Annotated in this window: 13 protein-coding genes; 3 read left to right on the plus strand and 10 right to left on the minus strand. The window is 62.3% G+C overall.

From position 1 onward, the window contains the following. Window positions 1-11: 11 nt before the first annotated feature. A complete protein-coding gene (locus ACYCCG_RS20165) occupies window positions 12-1,187 on the minus strand; it encodes an O-antigen ligase family protein (protein WP_459671555.1) in 1,176 nt (391 codons plus the stop codon). Between the two features lie 100 nt (window positions 1,188-1,287). Between ACYCCG_RS20165 and ACYCCG_RS20170 the strand changes: the two genes are divergently transcribed. Further along, the gene (locus ACYCCG_RS20170) at window positions 1,288-1,893 is read left to right on the plus strand and encodes a toluene tolerance protein (RefSeq protein WP_176683111.1); all 606 of its coding nucleotides are present in this window, start codon (window positions 1,288-1,290) and stop codon (window positions 1,891-1,893) included. 3 nt (window positions 1,894-1,896) lie between these two features. On the opposite strand, the gene ACYCCG_RS20175 is transcribed toward ACYCCG_RS20170, so the two are convergent. From ACYCCG_RS20175 to putP, 9 genes are all read right to left on the minus strand, one after another. Continuing rightward, a complete protein-coding gene (locus ACYCCG_RS20175) occupies window positions 1,897-2,988 on the minus strand; it encodes a glycosyltransferase (RefSeq protein ID WP_459671556.1) in 1,092 nt (363 codons plus the stop codon). A gap of 37 nt (window positions 2,989-3,025) precedes the next feature. Then, on the minus strand, window positions 3,026-3,799 hold the full coding sequence (locus tag ACYCCG_RS20180; protein ID WP_252461264.1) for a glycosyltransferase family 2 protein: 774 nt from the start codon (window positions 3,797-3,799) through the stop codon (window positions 3,026-3,028). A gap of 65 nt (window positions 3,800-3,864) precedes the next feature. Beyond that, window positions 3,865-4,821, minus strand: a complete 957-nt coding sequence (locus tag ACYCCG_RS20185) for a glycosyltransferase family protein (protein ID WP_003249439.1) — start codon at window positions 4,819-4,821, stop codon at window positions 3,865-3,867. Window positions 4,822-4,869: 48 nt separating this feature from the next. Continuing rightward, on the minus strand, window positions 4,870-6,273 hold the full coding sequence (locus tag ACYCCG_RS20190) for a PIG-L deacetylase family protein (protein WP_459671557.1): 1,404 nt from the start codon (window positions 6,271-6,273) through the stop codon (window positions 4,870-4,872). Further along, window positions 6,270-7,166 (minus strand): antimicrobial resistance protein Mig-14, encoded by an 897-nt coding sequence (locus ACYCCG_RS20195; RefSeq protein WP_252461267.1) that lies wholly within the window; start codon window positions 7,164-7,166, stop codon window positions 6,270-6,272. The genes ACYCCG_RS20190 and ACYCCG_RS20195 overlap by 4 nt, the downstream gene beginning before the upstream one ends. Beyond that, window positions 7,166-8,296, minus strand: coding sequence for a glycosyltransferase (locus ACYCCG_RS20200; RefSeq protein WP_252461268.1), 1,131 nt, complete (start codon window positions 8,294-8,296; stop codon window positions 7,166-7,168). Before ACYCCG_RS20200 ends, ACYCCG_RS20195 begins: the two co-directional genes overlap by 1 nt. After that, entirely contained in the window at window positions 8,280-10,037 is a 1,758-nt protein-coding gene (locus tag ACYCCG_RS20205) for a carbamoyltransferase family protein (protein ID WP_252461269.1), read from the minus strand. Before ACYCCG_RS20205 ends, ACYCCG_RS20200 begins: the two co-directional genes overlap by 17 nt. Before the next feature lie 192 nt (window positions 10,038-10,229). After that, window positions 10,230-11,066, minus strand: a complete 837-nt coding sequence (locus tag ACYCCG_RS20210) for a 23S rRNA (adenine(2030)-N(6))-methyltransferase RlmJ (protein ID WP_459671558.1) — start codon at window positions 11,064-11,066, stop codon at window positions 10,230-10,232. Window positions 11,067-11,172: 106 nt separating this feature from the next. Then, the gene (gene putP, locus ACYCCG_RS20215; protein ID WP_339444464.1) at window positions 11,173-12,651 is read right to left on the minus strand and encodes a sodium/proline symporter PutP; all 1,479 of its coding nucleotides are present in this window, start codon (window positions 12,649-12,651) and stop codon (window positions 11,173-11,175) included. Between the two features lie 27 nt (window positions 12,652-12,678). Between putP and ACYCCG_RS20220 the strand changes: the two genes are divergently transcribed. Together ACYCCG_RS20220 and putA are read left to right on the plus strand one after the other, a co-directional pair. Next, entirely contained in the window at window positions 12,679-12,975 is a 297-nt protein-coding gene (locus ACYCCG_RS20220) for a hypothetical protein (RefSeq protein ID WP_252461270.1), read from the plus strand. Between the two features lie 31 nt (window positions 12,976-13,006). Next, a complete protein-coding gene (gene putA / locus ACYCCG_RS20225; protein ID WP_459671559.1) occupies window positions 13,007-16,960 on the plus strand; it encodes a trifunctional transcriptional regulator/proline dehydrogenase/L-glutamate gamma-semialdehyde dehydrogenase in 3,954 nt (1,317 codons plus the stop codon). The last annotated feature ends 164 nt before the right edge of the window (window positions 16,961-17,124 follow it).

The raw sequence follows: 17,124 nt of genomic DNA on the forward strand, positions 1-17,124 counted from the left end.
GAGCTCGCTGTTCAGGTTGAACCGGCAATTTTACCACAGGCGTCATTTTCGGCACGCCCCCATGGCAGCAACATGGCAAGGCCCACCGGCAGCCAGCTGATGAACCATTCGGCACGTGGCGTACCGGTGAGGCTGGCGGCATCGAACTGCATGGCCAGGGTCGAGTACACCCAGAAGCCCAACAGGACCTTGCCCAGCAGGGTGCTGCGTGCGCGCACGATTTCGCCCAGCGTGAACAGCCATACCATTACCCACAGCAACATGCCGGGCACGCCCATTTCAACGGCAACATGGGTGAACATGTTGTGGGTGTGATCGAAGTGCATGCCGACGGCGCTCACTTTGTAATCAGCCCCCAGGCCAAGTCCAGTCCAAGGGTGCGCGGCAATCATCTCGACCACGGCATGGAAAATTTCCGGCCGGTAGGACGAGCCACGCTGGGCGATAAGATCGTACACGGCCAAAAAGGCCAGGCCAGTGGCAAGCAACGCCAGAACAGAAAACACCCGGCTGTGGCGGTCACGGAACCACAGCGGCGCCATCACTACGGTAATCACCAGTGCCAGAATAGCGCCACGGCTCTGACTGAGCATGGCGAAGGCCCCGAGGCAAGCCAGTGCCGCCAGCCACAACAACTGCAAGCCACGTTGCCGAGGTGGCTCGTAGAGCATCAAGAGCACGGCCGCACCAATGACATAGGCCCCCAGGATGGGGTGGGATATCTCGCCGATACCCGCCAGCCTGACCAGCAGCGGCGTACGCTGCAACCCATAGAAATTGATGATGGAGAGCAACGCAGCGAGGGCCAGCAGCGCGCTGCCAAGCAGCAATAGCTGACGAATGCGGGCCTGGCCAAGCTGGGCCAACAGCGGAAACGCCAGCAGGAACACCAGGATGTAGAGCAAGCGTTTGAGCTCGCGCCCGGGCTCCTCGGCGGGCGACCATGCCAGGCTAAGGCCGCTCCAGACCAGGAGGAGCAGTACACTCCCCCACAGCGCCGGTTGGCGCCTCCAGGCTTGCACCAGCACACCTCGGGCCGACCAGGCCAATACCAGCGTTGGCAGCCACAAGAACAACACCAGACCTTGCTGATAAACCTTGTTGCTGGGTGCCAGGGCAATCGCCGCCAGGAACCAGACCAGGCCAAAACCTAACCAGGCCTGTGCCCAGCTTTTTTGATACAACATCCTTTCCCCCGATGAATCAAAAACACCATCCATGGTGCTACAGCATTATTTTCGGCATTATTGCCGGTCATTTTGCTCGCCAGACGACAAGGCTCTATTCATGCAATGCTCCCGGCTCACCCAGGTCGACTTCGATCAGCTGACACTCGGCGCACAGGTGCTTGAGGCAGACAGCCATGGCGCCAAAGTCTACCTGCTCACAGATGGAAATTTCCTCAAGGTTTTTCGTAGGAAGCGGCTGATTTCGTCTGCACTGCTACGTCCCTACTCGCAGCGCTTCGTCGATAACGCCGCGCGCCTGGCGCAACTGGGCATCCCCACCCTCGAAGTGATCAGCCAGCACAAGCTCGACCTGCCAGGCCGCACTGCGGTGCTGTATCGCCCACTACCAGGACGGACGCTGCTGCAGATGTCGCGCGATGACGGCTTCAGCTGGGACATTTACCTGCCACGCCTGATCGAACTGATCCGTCAGTTGCACCGCAGCGGCGTTTACTTCCGTTCGCTGCACCTGGGCAATGTGGTGGTCACCCCCGACCAGCATCTGGGCTTGATCGACGTGGCCGACATGCGCTTTCTGCGCCCGCCACTGTCGGCCCGCATGATTCGACGCAATGTGCAGCACATGGTGCGCTATATCGAGCGGGAGAACCTGGGCGATCGGTTCCCCCTAGCCGCCTTCGAGTCAGCCTTGCTGACACGCTGAGCGTCAACTGCGCAACAGGCTCTGCGAGCCGTTGCAGAACGCCTGCCAGGCCTGCTCCGGTGCCAGTGCCTGGCGCTGCTTCGCGGCTATCACCGATGCACTGAGCGCCGTACAGCGCTCGATCGCCTCAGCCCAGGCGCTTTCGTCGGCAACCGGCAGGTAGCCACCGGTGTCGCGCAGCTGTTCGCGGAACACCTCCAGGTCGCTGCACACCACCGGTACATCGGCCATCACCGCCTCTTGCACCACCAGCCCCAGACCCTCGGAACGCGAAGGCACCAATAGCCAGTCGAATGCCCGATACAGCTGCTGCAGGTCTTCGCGGTGACCGCGCAGATGAACACGCTCAGCCAGGCCCAGCGCGTTGATACGCTGCTGCAGCATGGCATGCTGCGGTCCCTCGCCAATGATCGCCAACTGCAAGCCCGGCTGCCGTGCACTGGCCTTGGCGAATGCTCCAATCAGCATTTCGAAGCCTTTACTCTCTACCAATCGCCCTACCGCACCCAGCATCACTCCAGCCCCCTGAGGCAACCGCAGCGCCTGCCTGGCCTGGTCCCGGTTCAACAAAGGCTCGACGAATGCAAGCGGGTCAAGCGCCATGCGCAGCGTCTGCACCGGCCTGCCCAGGTCACACGCCAGCGACTCGGCCAAGGTCTGTGATACCGCTGCAATACTCAGGCGCTCGGACGGAAACATCTGCAACATGCGGATATCGCTGGCATGCAGACGCGTCTTGCCATGGAACAGTACCTTGGCACGCACGTGCGGAATGCGCTGCAACAACGGCAGCACCAACCGGGCCACGCCAATACCATCAAGCAGCACGATTTCGGCTGCGGCATCGGCCAGTGCCTTGCGCAAGCGCATGCGCAGCCATGGGCGCAGCAAGCGCCACAAGTGCCGCCCTTTGAGCGCTCGTGAGGGCATATGCCATTCGCGGGTCGAACCGAGCCCACAGCAGAGCCCGCTCCCCAGCAGTAGCCAGTTACTGATCCGGGCATCGGCACCCGCATTCGACAAGACCTGCCGATGCACCTTGTGGATGGACATGTACGGCGTTCCACCCGCCCACATCATATTGACGATGTTCATGGGCCCTCTCCCGCTCAAGTCAGGTGGGACAGCGACTTCATTGAACAAAAATGGTGATTCCCATGCCGATCAAGGCCCCCGCAACCAGCGTCAATACCAGCTTCATCCGGTCACGCTGACGACGCTTGGCCTTACGCTCCACTTCAATGGGCAAGGTCACGTGATTGCCGAATCCAGTGTGCAATACTGCGTCACCCTCCAAGGTGACCGCTGTCAGATTTAACTCAGCATAGCGACGGGAAAGCGCCTTTTCTCCAGCATAGGCGGCAAATGGCGCACAGCGCTGGTAATCGCTCAATCGGCGCAGCCCAGGGTTGAGCGAGAACGCTTGCCACTCGGCCTTGTCGGACAGCAGCGGATAGCACGGCACCCCGGCGATCACCTGGCGATCGCCCAAGTGGATGTACGGGCTGTGGATAGCCAAGTCGTGGGCATGGCTGCGCAACCACACCTGCAACAGGTTGGGGCTGACATCCAGGATGGCCTGCGAGTCTTCGACAAAGCCTTGGCGGTAGAATTGCCAGTCGTCTTCGCAGTGAAAAATGTACGGCGTCTTGACGTGGCTGTAGGCCAGGTCGATAGACGGCAACTGGCCAAGTTTGGGCCGGTTGACGAACACCTTGCAGTGCGGCTTCCAGTGCGCCGGCACGGCGGCATGCACAGCATCGTCGCCAGAGTCTTCGGTGATGAATACCTCGCGAATGGGCGCGGTGTTGTAGCGATCGAAACTCTCAAGGGTATCTTTGAGCAGATCGAACCGCCCACAACTGGTCACGACGAGCGTGACGTCACTCTCATTTGAAAAGCGCACCGGACTCCCTCCGCATTACGACTATCGGTTTTCAACAACCCGCTCCTGGGCGTGAAAACTCTTGTTTAGATGCCCAGCTTCAGACGCAGCCGCTGCCATGCAGACAATGGCGGGTGGGGCCTGAGCGCCGGGCGCATGTGGTCGACGATGCTACGTCCAACTGCGCCGAAACTAAAACGGGAAACCGCCAGATGGCGGCCATTTTCTGCAATCTGCCGGGCTAGTTCGGGGTTCGCGCGCAAGCGACGGAGCTTTTCCTGAAGGGTCGGGATGTTGTCATAGAACACCACGTTGTGCATGTCTTGCAGGCCCAGCGCACGGTTCTCTTCCTCACCCTGGTCGTATGCCAGCAACACGCAGCCACAGGCCATGGCTTCGAAGTTCTTGATCATGTATTCGCCCATGCCGACATCGGCACTGACGAAGAAACGAATACGGTTGAGCGTGTTGCAGTAGTCCTCGCCCGACTTGGTACGGGTTACCAACAGGTTCTCGACCTGCCCCAACTCGTCCAGCAGTGCCTTGCGGCCGCTGTAGGCCACGCTGTTGACGCTGCCGACAAAGGCCAATTCGATATCACGCTCACGCCCTTGGTCAGCCAGCAACTGCTCGTCATAGCCCTTGGGAACGAACACCGCGTCGAAACCTTCCTGGCGCAAGCGCTCGCTGACCATGTAGCCGGAGCTGATCACCCGCGCCCATGGCAACTGACGGTAATGAGCGCTGAACTTGCCGGTGTACTTGCACGGGATGTAGTTCTGGTAGGCGTCGTGCTCGAGAATCACCAGGTTCGGCACAGTGCGGATGAAGGCCACCTGGCGGATCTCCTGCTTGAAACGCAGGAAGAACACGATGCGGTCATAGCGCTCGACTTGCACCTCACGCTTGAAGTAACGGCGCAGGTTGCGCTGATCCTGGCTGGTCAGCCAGCGCAGGTCGCACTCGCAGTTGGCCGCGACGCCATCGTACAGGCGGTCAAGAATCGCCCGCTGTTCCTTCTGCACCAGAAATAGGACTTTCATTGCTTTCCTTGGGCGCTCTGCGCCTTCGCGGTCAACCATGGGGCGTGCTTACAGCTCACGCCGCCAGAACAGTTCGTGTCGGCGCACGGCCTTGCGGAAGAATTCGTTCTCCCCGTAAGGCGATGGCTGTCGCCCGGCAAGCCAGCGTTGCAGCAGGCGGCGCAGGCGGCGCTTGAACGGTGCCGGCGGCTGCAGGTCGTGCATCATGCCCAGGGCCATGGCCTTGTCGCGCTGGGTTGCGCAGTCCAGCACCAGGCTGCAGGGTGCCCAGGCCTGGGCAGCGCTCAATTGCGGCGGCAAAGCCACGCCATCGCCACTGTTGCCCATAGGCCAGCGGTCGTTATCGTGCAGGTGGTTGGCGTAGCACAGTAAGGTTTGCGGCTGCCAGGCCATACCTTGCAAGGCTTCCAGCACCGCCACCTGAGCGCAGATATGATCCGGGTGGGGGTCTAGCTGCGGGTGCGGCATCACCAGCACCTCTGGCTTGGCCAGTTCCAGCAAGGCTCGCAGGTCGGCCAGCAGGTTGTGCCAGGTGGGTGCGCCATCACGGTCGCCCGGTAACGGGAACGGGTTGAGCTGGCGGAACACACGGATATCGGCCAGGTCTGCCTCACGTGAGGCCGCCGGCTGGTCGGGTGCGGCCTGCATGGCAGGTAGTTGCAGGCAGAAGTAACCCAGCTGTATGCAACGCGACTCCGGCACACCGGCCCAACGCGGCACGACGATGCTGTCCCAGGCACGCAGGCGCCCCTTCAGGCGCGCGGCCTCGGCCTTTGCCAGACCCATCTGCTGATAGTGCTCGGCCTCTATCTCACCGGCGGTCAGGGTCACCACCCAGCTTTCGTCGGCCTGGCTGTACAAACCATACGCGGCCAACTCGGCATCGTCGGCATGTGGCGCGATCACCATCACCCGGCGACGCTGCAGCTCGATCGAAGGGGTTATCCACAGGCGCAACTGACCCTGCAACTTGCAATGCCGGCCGCGCAGGCGCAACGTGCCGGCCTGCAATGGCGCAGCAAGCCCCGTCAGGTTGAGGAAACGCACGCCATCGACGCCACGCTCGAACGCTTGCCGATCGGCCTGCTCGCCAGCCAGTAACTCAACCCGAGGGTCGAGAAAGCGCCCCAACCAGCTGCTTTTTAGCCGCAGTTCAAGCACCAGGGTTTCGTCGCCTTGCAGCATGCACTCAGCCTTGAGCCAGCCATCGTGCAGGCTGGCAGGAACCTGCTGCACCTGATCGCCGAAGTCGTAGGCATAGTCCTCACCCGGTGCATAGAACAGGTGGTCGGCAAACCAGGCCTCATGGGCAGCCCAGAGCAGCGGCAACAGCAGCAGTGGCAGCCACCACCAACTGAATACACCGAGGGCGACCAACGCAACCAGGCCCGCCAGCAGCCCCAGGCGTTTGTTGCGCCGGTGGCGCTTGAGCAACTGCTGCTTGCGGCTCACGCTTGATACACCGGCACAGGGTTGCACCAGCGGTCCTTATACTCGCGGTCAGCGCGGCCGAACGAGAACCGCAGCGGCTTGTTGCGCGCCCGGGCGTCTTCCCAGGCTGCCTGGGTATTGAGGAAGCTCAGCACGCTGCCTGGGCTGAAGGCCTTGGTTTCAGGGTCGACACCGCCATTGATGTACTCGACGCTAATCCACTCGGGCGCCTCGACACGGTACACCAGCTGGATGGCAATTGGCTTACCGTCCAACAGCAGCACCGAGCCGATCAGCAGCTCGCGCAGGCGCTCCAGCACATCGGCCATACGCTCGGCACCGGTGGCAGGGAAGCCCCAGCGGCGCTGGAACAGGTCGCAGTACATGCGGGCGATTTCCTGAGCACTGAAGTCGCTGATCGGGCGCACCACGCCACCCGCCTCTTCCAGCAGGCGCAGTTCACGGCGCTGGTTGTAGCGGAACTTCTTCGACAGGTCTTCAGGCGCCCGGGCCATGGCCAGCTGCTCCTTCTGCGCCTTGAGGCCGTTGAAGCGGCCCTGGTTCAGTTCGGACAGGTAACGCACGGTATGGCGCAACGGCGCAGCGGCATCAGGCGCCGCCGGCAAGATGATCTCGGCATTGCCGAGGTCGAACAGGGCTTTCTTGCCAGCACGCTTCAGCACATCCTTGGACAGCGCCAGGTGACGCCCCCAGACCGGAATCGCGGCTTTCAGCTCGCCAGCCTGGTGCCAGCCCAGGTAACGCACCGGGATTTGTGCCAAGTCCGCCAGTTGCTCGACCACCAGCGGATGGGTGGCGACACTGCCGCCAAAGCGCGCCCATGCCTGGGCATAAGCCTTGGCATCGATAGCTTGCCAACCGCGCTCGCGGAAGGCCTGGATACGATTGAGCATCAGGCCTGCCCCACCAACGCGCGCACCCGCGGGAGTTGCCAGAAGGCCTCGCGCACCGCCTGGTCAGAGAAACGCTCACGCAGGCGCTGCAGCATGTGCCTGGCACAGGCCTGGCGCTGTTCAGCATCCAGTACGGCCATGTGCTTCAGGCCTTGGGCCAACTGCGCGGCGTCGCCCAGCGGGAACAGAACGCCAACGCCCTCAACCACTTCGCGGGCACCGCCACAGGCCGTGGCCAGCACCGGCACACCGGCAACCATCGCTTCAAGCAGAACCATGCCGAACGGCTCGTGATCTGAACTCAAAGCGAACACGTCGAACGCCTGAAAGTAACGGCGCGCATCCGGTACCTGGCCAAGAAAGTCGACTTGCCCGGCAATGCCAAGCTCGGCGGCCAATGCCTTGAGCCTGGCCTCCAGACGACCTTTGCCGAGAATCGCCAGGCGGGCACCAGCAGGCAGCCCCGGCAGTGCCTGGGCAAAACCGCGCAACAGGGTGGCCTGATCCTTGTCCGGGTGCAGGCGCCCAACATTGCCGACGATCCACGCCTGCGAGTCCAGGCCCAAGGCCTGCCGTGCGTCAGCGCGCGACACCAGCGCTGCTTGAAGGGCGTCGATGTCGATGCGGTTGTACAGGGTCTGAATGCGCTCGGCCGGCCACTGCGGCAAGCAACGGCGCATATCGTCACGTACCGCGTCCGAAACACCCAGCAGGCTCAGACGCTTGCTGAACAGGTTCGCGAACAGGCGGCGGCCTTTGCGCTGGTAGTCACCAAAGGCATGGTGCACACCAATCACTGGCAGGCCGGTTCCCAGCAGGGCAACGTAGATCGGCTTGAAGCGATGGGCGATGCAAAAAGCGAAATTGCGTTCGGCCGCAATGCGCCGCAATGCGCGGATGGCGCCGAGTTTCAGACCACGCACGTCCTTGGAACTGAACTCAAGGAACAGCACCTCGTCCGACGCACAGCCAGCCGCCACCTGCGCGTCGGCGGCGCCGGTGAGGAACACCGTGGTGACCTGGTACCCACGCCCCTGAAACAGGCTGGCGTACTGACGGGCACAGTCCAGGAACGGCCCGTCATAGCCATGGCAGAACTGCAGGATGCGCGGTTCAGAGCGGCTGGTCATACGGGGCCGCGCCGTCCTTCACAACCAAAATGTCTTCCATGATCAGGTACTGCAAGTCCGAGCCGAAGAACATGTTCAACGCATCGGTCGGCGAGCAGATCATCGGTTCACCACGACGGTTCAGCGAGGTGTTCAGCGACACGCCGTTGCCAGTCAGGTCTTCCAGCGCCTTCATCATGTCGTAGTAGCGCGGGTTGTACTCGCGCTTGAGCACCTGGGCGCGCGAAGTGCCGTCCTCATGCACTACTTCCGGCACGCGGGCCTTCCACTCTTCAGCGACTTCGAAGGTGAAGGTCATGAACGGCGCGGGATGGTCGACCTTGATCATCTGCGGGGCAACAGTGTCGAGCATCGACGGGCAGAAAGGTCTCCAGCGTTCGCGGAACTTGATCTGGTGGTTGATGCGGTCAGCCACGCCTTCCACGCTCGGGCAGCCGATGATCGAGCGGCCACCCAGGGCACGCGGCCCGAACTCCATGCGGCCCTGGAACCAGGCTACCGGGTTGCCATCGACCATGATCTGTGCGATCTGCTGCGGCATGTTTTCGAGTTTGCGCCACTTTGGCTGGTTCGGGTGACGGGCGCAGGCGGCGATCACGTCTTCGTTGGAGTACGACGGGCCGAGGTAGACGTGCTCCATCTTCTCGACCGGAACGCCACGGGCGTGGGAAACATAGGCAGCGGCGCCAACGGCAGTCCCGGCGTCGCCGGAGGCCGGTTGGACGAACAGCTCTTTCACGTCCGGACGGGCGATGATCTTCTGGTTGAGCTTGACGTTCAGCGCACAGCCGCCGGCGAAGGCCAACTTGCCGGTTTCACGCAGGGTGTCGCCCAGGTAATGGTCGATCATCTGCAGCGCCAGTTTCTCGAACAGCGCCTGCATGCTGGCGGCGTAATGGATGTACGGCTCGTCGGCGATGTCGCCTTCGCGCTTGGGGCCCAGCCATTCGATCAGCTTTGGCGAGAAGTAGAAGCCCTTGCCCTTCTCTTTATAGCGGCGCAGGCCGATAACGTTGGCGTACTCGGTGTTGATGACCAACTCGCCGTTTTCGAAGCTGGCCAGACGCGAGAAATCATACTTGCTGGCGTCGCCATACGGCGCCATGCCCATGACCTTGAACTCGCCATCGAGCATTTCGAAGCCAAGGAACTCGGTGATAGCACCGTACAGGCCACCCAGCGAGTCCGGGTCGAAGAATTCCTTGATCTTGTGGATCTTGCCGTTTTCGCCGTAGCCAAAGAAGGTAGTGGCGTACTCGCCCTTGCCGTCGATGCCCAGGATTGCGGTTTTTTCCTTGAAGCCCGAGCAGTGATAAGCACTGGAAGCGTGGGCCAGGTGGTGCTCGACGGGCTCGATCTTGACCTTTTTCGGGTCAAAGCCCAGTTGCTCCAGGCACCAGACGATCTTCTTGCGATAGCGCTTGTAGCGACGGTTGCCCATCAGGATGGCATCGAGTGCACGATCCGGGGCGTACCAATAGCGCTTGGCATAGTGCCACCGCGCCTTGCCGAACAGGCTGATCGGGGCGAACGGGATGGCTACCACGTCGACGTCGGACGGCTTGATGCCTGCCTGTTCCAGGCAGAACTTCGCCGACTCGTAGGGCATGCGGTTCTTCGCATGCTTGTCACGCACGAAGCGCTCTTCTTCGGCGGCGGCAATCAGCTTGCCGTCAATGTACAGGGCCGCGGAAGGGTCATGGCTAAGGGCGCCGGACAGGCCAAGAATCGTCAATGCCAAGGGATTAGCCTCTTCATTCGGTAAAAATGCGCCAGCGGCCTCTTGGGCGGATGGCGGCTAAAGGGCGGGATTATAACGCAAACATTGGGGGCACACCGCCCCCTTGTAGGAGCGGGTTCACCCGCGAAGCAGGCAACGCGGTGGATGGCACCGGCGTAGCCGGTGTTCGCGGGAAAACCCGCGCCTACAGGTTTACTCGGCGATCAGCCAGTCCATGCGGTAACTACCGGCAGTCTGTGCCAGCTCTTTGGCCAGCCATGGCAGCAGCTCCTTAAGCTCATCCTCCAGCCCCCACGGCGGGTTGGCGATGGCCAGGCCAGAGCCGTTCAGCCCCTGAGGGCTGTCCTGATGATGCACATACAGCTCAACCCGCAACAGTTTCGGCGCACCAGTGCTGGTCAGGTCCTGGTAATAGCGGGTCAGCGAGCGTTGGTCCTTGATCGGGTACCAGATAGCCACAACCGTCTGGCGCATGCGGCCGATCGCCTCTTTCATGGCAGTGGTGCAGCGCTTGAGCTCATCGGCCTGCTCGAACGGCGGGTCGATCAGCATGATCGCGCGCTTTTCCTGCACCGGCAGCAAGGCCCGCGGCACATGCCAGCCTTCACCCAGGTGCACGGTCACGCGCGGGTCTTTTTTCATGTTTTCTTTGAGGAGCGGCCCGTCTTCGGGGTGTTTCTCGTTGAGCAGAGCGCGGTCCTGCTGGCGCATCAGGCGACGGGCCATTTCGGGCGAACCCGGGTAGTAGCGCAGCTCGCCATCGGCGTTCAGGCGCTTGATGATGCGCAGGTAGTCGTCGGCCATGGCCGGCAGGTCATCGCGATTCCACAGGCGGGCTACGCCTTCCAGGTACTCGCCGGTACGGCTTGCCTGGTCGCCCTGCAGGTCGTACAGGCCGAGCCCTGCGTGGGTATCGATATAGGCGAAAGGCTGCTCTTTGCGCGACATCAGGGCGATGAGGCGGGTCAGCACGATGTGTTTGAGGACGTCGGCGTGGTTGCCGGCGTGGAAGGCGTGACGATAGTTCATGGCAACTCCTGCGAAGGCGGCAAGTTTACCTTGCCTTGCAGGCGGAGTCAGGCCTGGCTGCTGATTGGCGGCACCCGCAAAGCAGGCGCCGCCAATTCAACGGGTGTTACTTGTCGGCGTGATACGCCGCATCAGCAGCTTCGAAGCGCTTGACCATCGCCTGCGAAGGGCTGCCCAGCTTGCTCACCAGAACAATGGCGATGCTGGCGAACAGGAAGCCTGGGATGATCTCGTACAGCCCGAGGGTGTCGAAGTTCTTCCACAGGATCACCGTCAGCGCACCCACCACGATACCGGCCAGCGCACCGTTACGGGTCATGCCTTTCCACAGCACCGAGATCAGTACCACCGGACCGAAGGCAGCACCGAAGCCAGCCCAGGCATAGGCCACCAGACCCAGTACGCGGTTTTCCGGATTGGCAGCCATGGCGATGGCGATCAGGGCCACGGCCAACACCATCAGACGGCCGACCCACACCAGTTCGACCTGCGAAGCATTCTTGCGCAGGAAGGCTTTGTAGAAGTCTTCGGTCAAGGCACTGGAGCACACCAGCAACTGGCAGCTCAGGGTACTCATGACCGCGGCCAGGATAGCCGACAGCAGGACACCTGCGATCCATGGGTTGAACAGGATCTTGGCCAGTTCGATGAACACACGCTCGTGGTTCTCGCTTACCGGGCCTGCCAGCTCAGGATGGGCCGAGAAGTAGGCGATACCGAAGAAGCCTACAGCGCAGGTACCCGCCAGGCACAGGATCATCCAGGTCATGGAAATGCGGCGCGCCTTGGCGATCGACTTTACCGAATCAGCGGCCATGAAGCGCGCCAGGATATGCGGCTGGCCGAAGTAGCCCAGGCCCCAGCCCATCAGCGAGATGATGCCGATGAAGGTAGCGCCCTTGAGCAGGTCGAAGTGTGCCGGGTTCACCGCCTCGATAGCGGCGAAGGTCTGGTCGAAGCCACCGGTGGCGATCAGCACGAACACCGGGGTGAGGATGAGCGCGAAGATCATCAGCGTGGCCTGCACGGTATCGGTCCAGCTCACAGCCAGGAAACCACCGATGAATGTGTAGGCGATGGTCGCCGCTGCACCCGCCCACAGCGCGGTTTCGTACGACATGCCGAAGGTGCTCTCGAACAGACGGGCACCGGCAACGATGCCGGAGGCGCAATAGATGGTGAAGAACACCAGGATCACGATGGCGGAGATGATACGCAGCAGGCCACTATTGTCTTCGAAACGGCTGGAGAAATAGTCCGGCAGGGTCAGCGCGTCACCGTTGTGCTCGGTCTGCACGCGCAGCCGGCCGGCCACGAACAGCCAGTTCAGGTAGGCACCAACCGTCAGGCCGATGGCGATCCAGACCTCGGACAGGCCCGCGAAGTAGATGGCACCAGGCAGGCCCATCAGCAGCCAGCCACTCATGTCGGAGGCACCGGCAGACAGCGCGGTAACCACGCTACCCAGGCTGCGACCGCCCAGAATGTAATCGGAAAGGTTTTTGGTGGCGCGATAGGCGGCGAAGCCGATCAGCACCATTGCTGCGATGTAGATCACGAAGGTGATCGTTAGTGGATTGCCCATGCGTGTGCCCTGGCGTTTGTTTTTATCATGCACAACCGCAGCGATGGCGGTTGCACCCAGGCGGCGAATGCTATGCAACAACGCAAAGAAGGTGCAACCATTTTTCTTTTGCAAGTTGCACCTGCCAGTGCATTTTCCGACAAAACCCATTTTTTGCTCCTTTCGGGAGTAAAAAACCGGTTTTTCAGAATAAATCACACCAAAAAAGCCCCTTTTCAGGGGACGGGAATGGCTATCGGACGAGTTGCACCTTCTACACAAAAAATTCAGGTTGCACCTAGTTGCACCCGAATTGTCCTACAGCTACTCTTGATGCCAGCTTAGGCCACAACCGTGGCAATAACGAGGATAAGAAATGGCGACTACCACCCTTGGGGTCAAACTCGACGACCCGACCCGTGAGCGACTCAAAGCAGCTGCGCAGTCCATCGACCGCACGCCTCACTGGTTGATCAAGCAAGCGATCTTCAATTACCTGGAGAAGCTCGAGGGTGGTGCCACCCTGACCGAACTCAACGGTCAGGCCAGCAACCCGGCCGACGATGCCGGTGAAGTCCTGGCCGACCACAGCCACCAGTGCTTCCTCGAATTTGCCGAGAGCATCTTGCCGCAGTCGGTACTGCGCTCGGCGATCACCGCTGCCTACCGCCGCCCCGAGCAGGAAGTGGTGCCAATGCTGCTGGAGCAGGCGCGCCTGAGCGCACCGCTGGCCGAAGCCACCAACAAACTGGCCGCAAGCATTGCCGAGAAACTGCGCAATCAGAAAAGCGCCGGCGGCCGTGCCGGTGTCGTCCAGGGCCTGCTGCAGGAATTCTCGCTGTCGTCTCAGGAAGGCGTGGCGCTGATGTGCCTGGCCGAAGCCTTGCTGCGCATCCCCGACAAAGGCACCCGCGATGCGCTGATCCGCGACAAGATCAGTACCGGCAACTGGCAGCCGCACCTGGGCAACAGCCCGTCACTGTTCGTCAACGCCGCCACCTGGGGGCTGCTGCTGACCGGCAAGCTGGTCAGCACCCACAACGAAACTGGCCTCACCTCCTCGCTCACTCGCATCATCGGCAAGAGCGGCGAGCCGATGATCCGCAAGGGCGTCGACATGGCCATGCGCCTGATGGGTGAGCAGTTCGTCACCGGCGAGACCATTGCCGAAGCACTGGCCAACGCCAGCCGCTTCGAGTCCAAAGGCTTCCGCTACTCCTACGACATGCTCGGCGAAGCCGCGCTGACCGAGCAGGACGCGCAGAAGTACCTGGCGTCCTACGAGCAGGCCATTCACTCGATTGGCAAGGCCTCGCATGGCCGTGGCATCTACGAAGGCCCAGGCATCTCGATCAAGCTGTCGGCACTGCACCCGCGCTACAGCCGCGCCCAGTACGAGCGCGTGATGGAAGAGCTGTACCCGCGCCTGCTGTCGCTGACGCTGCTGGCCAAGCAGTACGACATCGGCCTGAACATCGACGCCGAAGAAGCCGACCGCCTGGAGCTTTCGCTGGACCTGCTCGAGCGCCTGTGCTTCGAGCCATCCCTGGCTGGCTGGAACGGCGTCGGTTTCGTTATCCAGGCCTACCAGAAGCGCTGCCCGTACGTGATCGACTATGTCATCGATCTGGCCAAGCGCAGCCGCCACCGCCTGATGATCCGCCTGGTAAAAGGCGCCTACTGGGACAGCGAGGTCAAGCGTGCCCAGGTCGAAGGCCTGGAAGGCTACCCGGTCTATACCCGCAAGGTGTACACCGACGTGTCCTACGTGGCCTGCGCCCGCAAGTTGCTGGCCGTGCCAGAAGCCATCTACCCGCAGTTCGCCACCCACAACGCTCACACCCTGTCGGCCATTTACCACATTGCCGGGCAGAACTACTACCCGGGTCAATACGAGTTCCAGTGCCTGCACGGCATGGGCGAGCCGCTGTACGAGCAAGTGGTCGGCAAGATTGCCGATGGCAAGCTGAACCGCCCGTGCCGCGTGTACGCACCGGTCGGCACCCATGAAACGCTGCTGGCCTACCTGGTGCGCCGTTTGCTGGAAAACGGCGCCAACACCTCGTTCGTCAACCGCATCGCCGACCACTCGATCTCCATCCAGGAACTGGTCGCCGACCCGGTGGTCAGCATCGAGCGCATGGGTACTCAGGAAGGCAGTATCGGCCTGCCACACCCGCGTATCCCGCTGCCGCGCGATCTGTATGGCACTGAACGGGCCAACTCGGCCGGCATCGACATGGCCAACGAACACCGCCTGGCATCGCTGTCCTGCGCCATGCTGGCCACCGCTCACAACGACTGGAAGGCTACCCCGCTGCTGGCCTGCACCGCCAGCGAGAGCGCTGCCGCACCGGTACTGAACCCGGCGGACCACCGCGATGTGGTGGGCCACGTGCAAGAAGCCACCGTTGCCGACGTGGACAACGCCATCCAGTGCGCACTGAACGCCGCGCCGATCTGGCAGGCCACCCCGCCAGCAGAGCGTGCTGCCATTCTGGAACGCACCGCCGACCTGATGGAGGCCGAAATCCAGCCGCTGATGGGGCTGCTCATCCGCGAGGCCGGCAAGACTTTCGCCAACGCCATCGCCGAAGTGCGTGAAGCCGTGGACTTCCTGCGCTACTACGCGGTGCAGGCACGTAACGACTTCAGCAACGACGCCCACCGCCCACTGGGTCCGGTGGTGTGCATCAGCCCCTGGAACTTCCCGCTGGCGATCTTCACCGGCCAGGTGGCCGCAGCCCTGGCTGCCGGCAACCCGGTATTGGCCAAGCCTGCCGAGCAAACCCCGCTGATCGCCGCCCAGGCCGTGCGCCTGCTGCTGGAAGCGGGCATCCCCGAAGGCGTGCTGCAACTGCTGCCAGGCCGCGGTGAAACCGTCGGTGCCGGCCTGGTCGGAGACGAGCGCGTCAAAGGCGTGATGTTCACCGGTTCCACCGAAGTAGCCCGCCTGCTGCAGCGCAACGTCGCTGGCCGTCTGGACAACCAGGGCCGCCCGATCCCGCTGATCGCCGAAACCGGCGGCCAGAACGCGATGATCGTCGACTCCTCGGCACTGACCGAACAGGTCGTGATCGACGTGGTGTCCTCGGCCTTCGACAGTGCCGGCCAGCGTTGCTCGGCCCTGCGCGTGCTGTGCCTGCAGGAAGACTCCGCCGACCGCGTGATCGAAATGCTCAAGGGCGCCATGGCTGAAAGCCGCCTGGGCTGCCCGGACCGCCTGGCCGTGGACATCGGCCCGGTGATCGACGCCGAAGCCAAGGCCGGCATCGAGAAGCACATCCAGGGCATGCGCGAGAAAGGCCGCTCGGTCTACCAAGTCGCCATTGCCGATGCTGCCGAGATCAAGCGCGGCACCTTCGTCATGCCAACCCTGATCGAGCTGGACAGCTTCGACGAGCTGAAGCGCGAAATTTTCGGCCCCGTACTGCACGTTGTGCGCTACAACCGCCGCAATCTGGACCAACTGATCGAGCAGATCAACAACTCCGGCTACGGCCTGACCTTGGGCGTGCACACCCGCATCGACGAGACCATTGCCAAAGTGGTGGAAACCGCCAATGCCGGCAACATGTACGTCAACCGCAACATTGTGGGTGCAGTGGTGGGCGTGCAGCCGTTCGGTGGTGAAGGCCTGTCCGGCACCGGCCCGAAAGCCGGCGGCCCGCTGTACCTGTACCGCCTGCTGTCGACCCGCCCGGCCGACGCCATTGGCCGCCACTTCCAGCAGCAGGACGGCGAAGGCACGCCGGACCGCACCCTGCACGAACAGCTGGTAAAGCCGCTGCACGGCCTGAAGGCTTGGGCCGAGAACAACCAGCTGGCCGACCTGGCCGCGCTGTGCAGCCAGTTCGCCAGCCAGTCGCAGAGCGGCATCGCCCGCCTGCTGCCAGGCCCGACCGGCGAGCGCAACAGCTACACCATCCTGCCGCGTGAGCACGTACTGTGCCTGGCCGACAACGAAACCGACCTGCTGGCGCAGTTCGCCGCAGTCCTGGCCGTTGGCAGCTCGGCGGTGTGGGTTGACGGTGAACCGGGCAAGGCCCTGCGCGCCCGCCTGCCGCGTGAGCTGCAGGCCAAGGTGAAGCTGGTCGCGGACTGGAACAAGGATGAAGTGGCGTTCGACGCCGTGATCCACCATGGCGACTCGGACCAGCTGCGCGGCGTATGCCAGCAGGTAGCCAAGCGTGCCGGGGCGATCGTTGGGGTGCACGGGCTGTCCAGCGGTGATCACCAGATTGCGCTGGAACGCCTGGTCATCGAGCGCGCGGTGAGTGTGAACACTGCAGCGGCAGGCGGTAACGCCAGCCTGATGACCATTGGCTAATGGCTGAGGGTTGTTGAAAAAAAGGAGAGCCTCGGCTTAATGCCAGTCAGTTAAGACTGACGCATTGACCTTTAGCCCATAGGCCGCAAAATCCGATGCTTGGAAACGAGCATCGGATTTTTTATGCGCCTGTCAAAAGCCCTGTCCCTCACTCATGAAATGGC

It is taken from the genome of Pseudomonas sp. VEM90 (assembly GCF_054611535.1).

What these genes read in the sequence shown, in the direction of transcription:
- putP (WP_339444464.1), bottom strand. Translation starts at nt 12,651, where the DNA reads ATGGGCAATCCACTAACGATCACCTTCGTGATCTACATCGCAGCAATG.
- ACYCCG_RS20185 (WP_003249439.1), bottom strand. Translation starts at nt 4,821, where the DNA reads ATGAAAGTCCTATTTCTGGTGCAGAAGGAACAGCGGGCGATTCTTGAC.
- ACYCCG_RS20165 (WP_459671555.1), bottom strand. Translation starts at nt 1,187, where the DNA reads ATGTTGTATCAAAAAAGCTGGGCACAGGCCTGGTTAGGTTTTGGCCTG.
- ACYCCG_RS20195 (WP_252461267.1), bottom strand. Translation starts at nt 7,166, where the DNA reads ATGCTCAATCGTATCCAGGCCTTCCGCGAGCGCGGTTGGCAAGCTATC.
- ACYCCG_RS20170 (WP_176683111.1), top strand. Translation starts at nt 1,288, where the DNA reads ATGCAATGCTCCCGGCTCACCCAGGTCGACTTCGATCAGCTGACACTC.
- ACYCCG_RS20200 (WP_252461268.1), bottom strand. Translation starts at nt 8,296, where the DNA reads ATGACCAGCCGCTCTGAACCGCGCATCCTGCAGTTCTGCCATGGCTAT.
- ACYCCG_RS20175 (WP_459671556.1), bottom strand. Translation starts at nt 2,988, where the DNA reads ATGAACATCGTCAATATGATGTGGGCGGGTGGAACGCCGTACATGTCC.
- putA (WP_459671559.1), top strand. Translation starts at nt 13,007, where the DNA reads ATGGCGACTACCACCCTTGGGGTCAAACTCGACGACCCGACCCGTGAG.
- ACYCCG_RS20210 (WP_459671558.1), bottom strand. Translation starts at nt 11,066, where the DNA reads ATGAACTATCGTCACGCCTTCCACGCCGGCAACCACGCCGACGTCCTC.
- ACYCCG_RS20220 (WP_252461270.1), top strand. Translation starts at nt 12,679, where the DNA reads ATGCACAACCGCAGCGATGGCGGTTGCACCCAGGCGGCGAATGCTATG.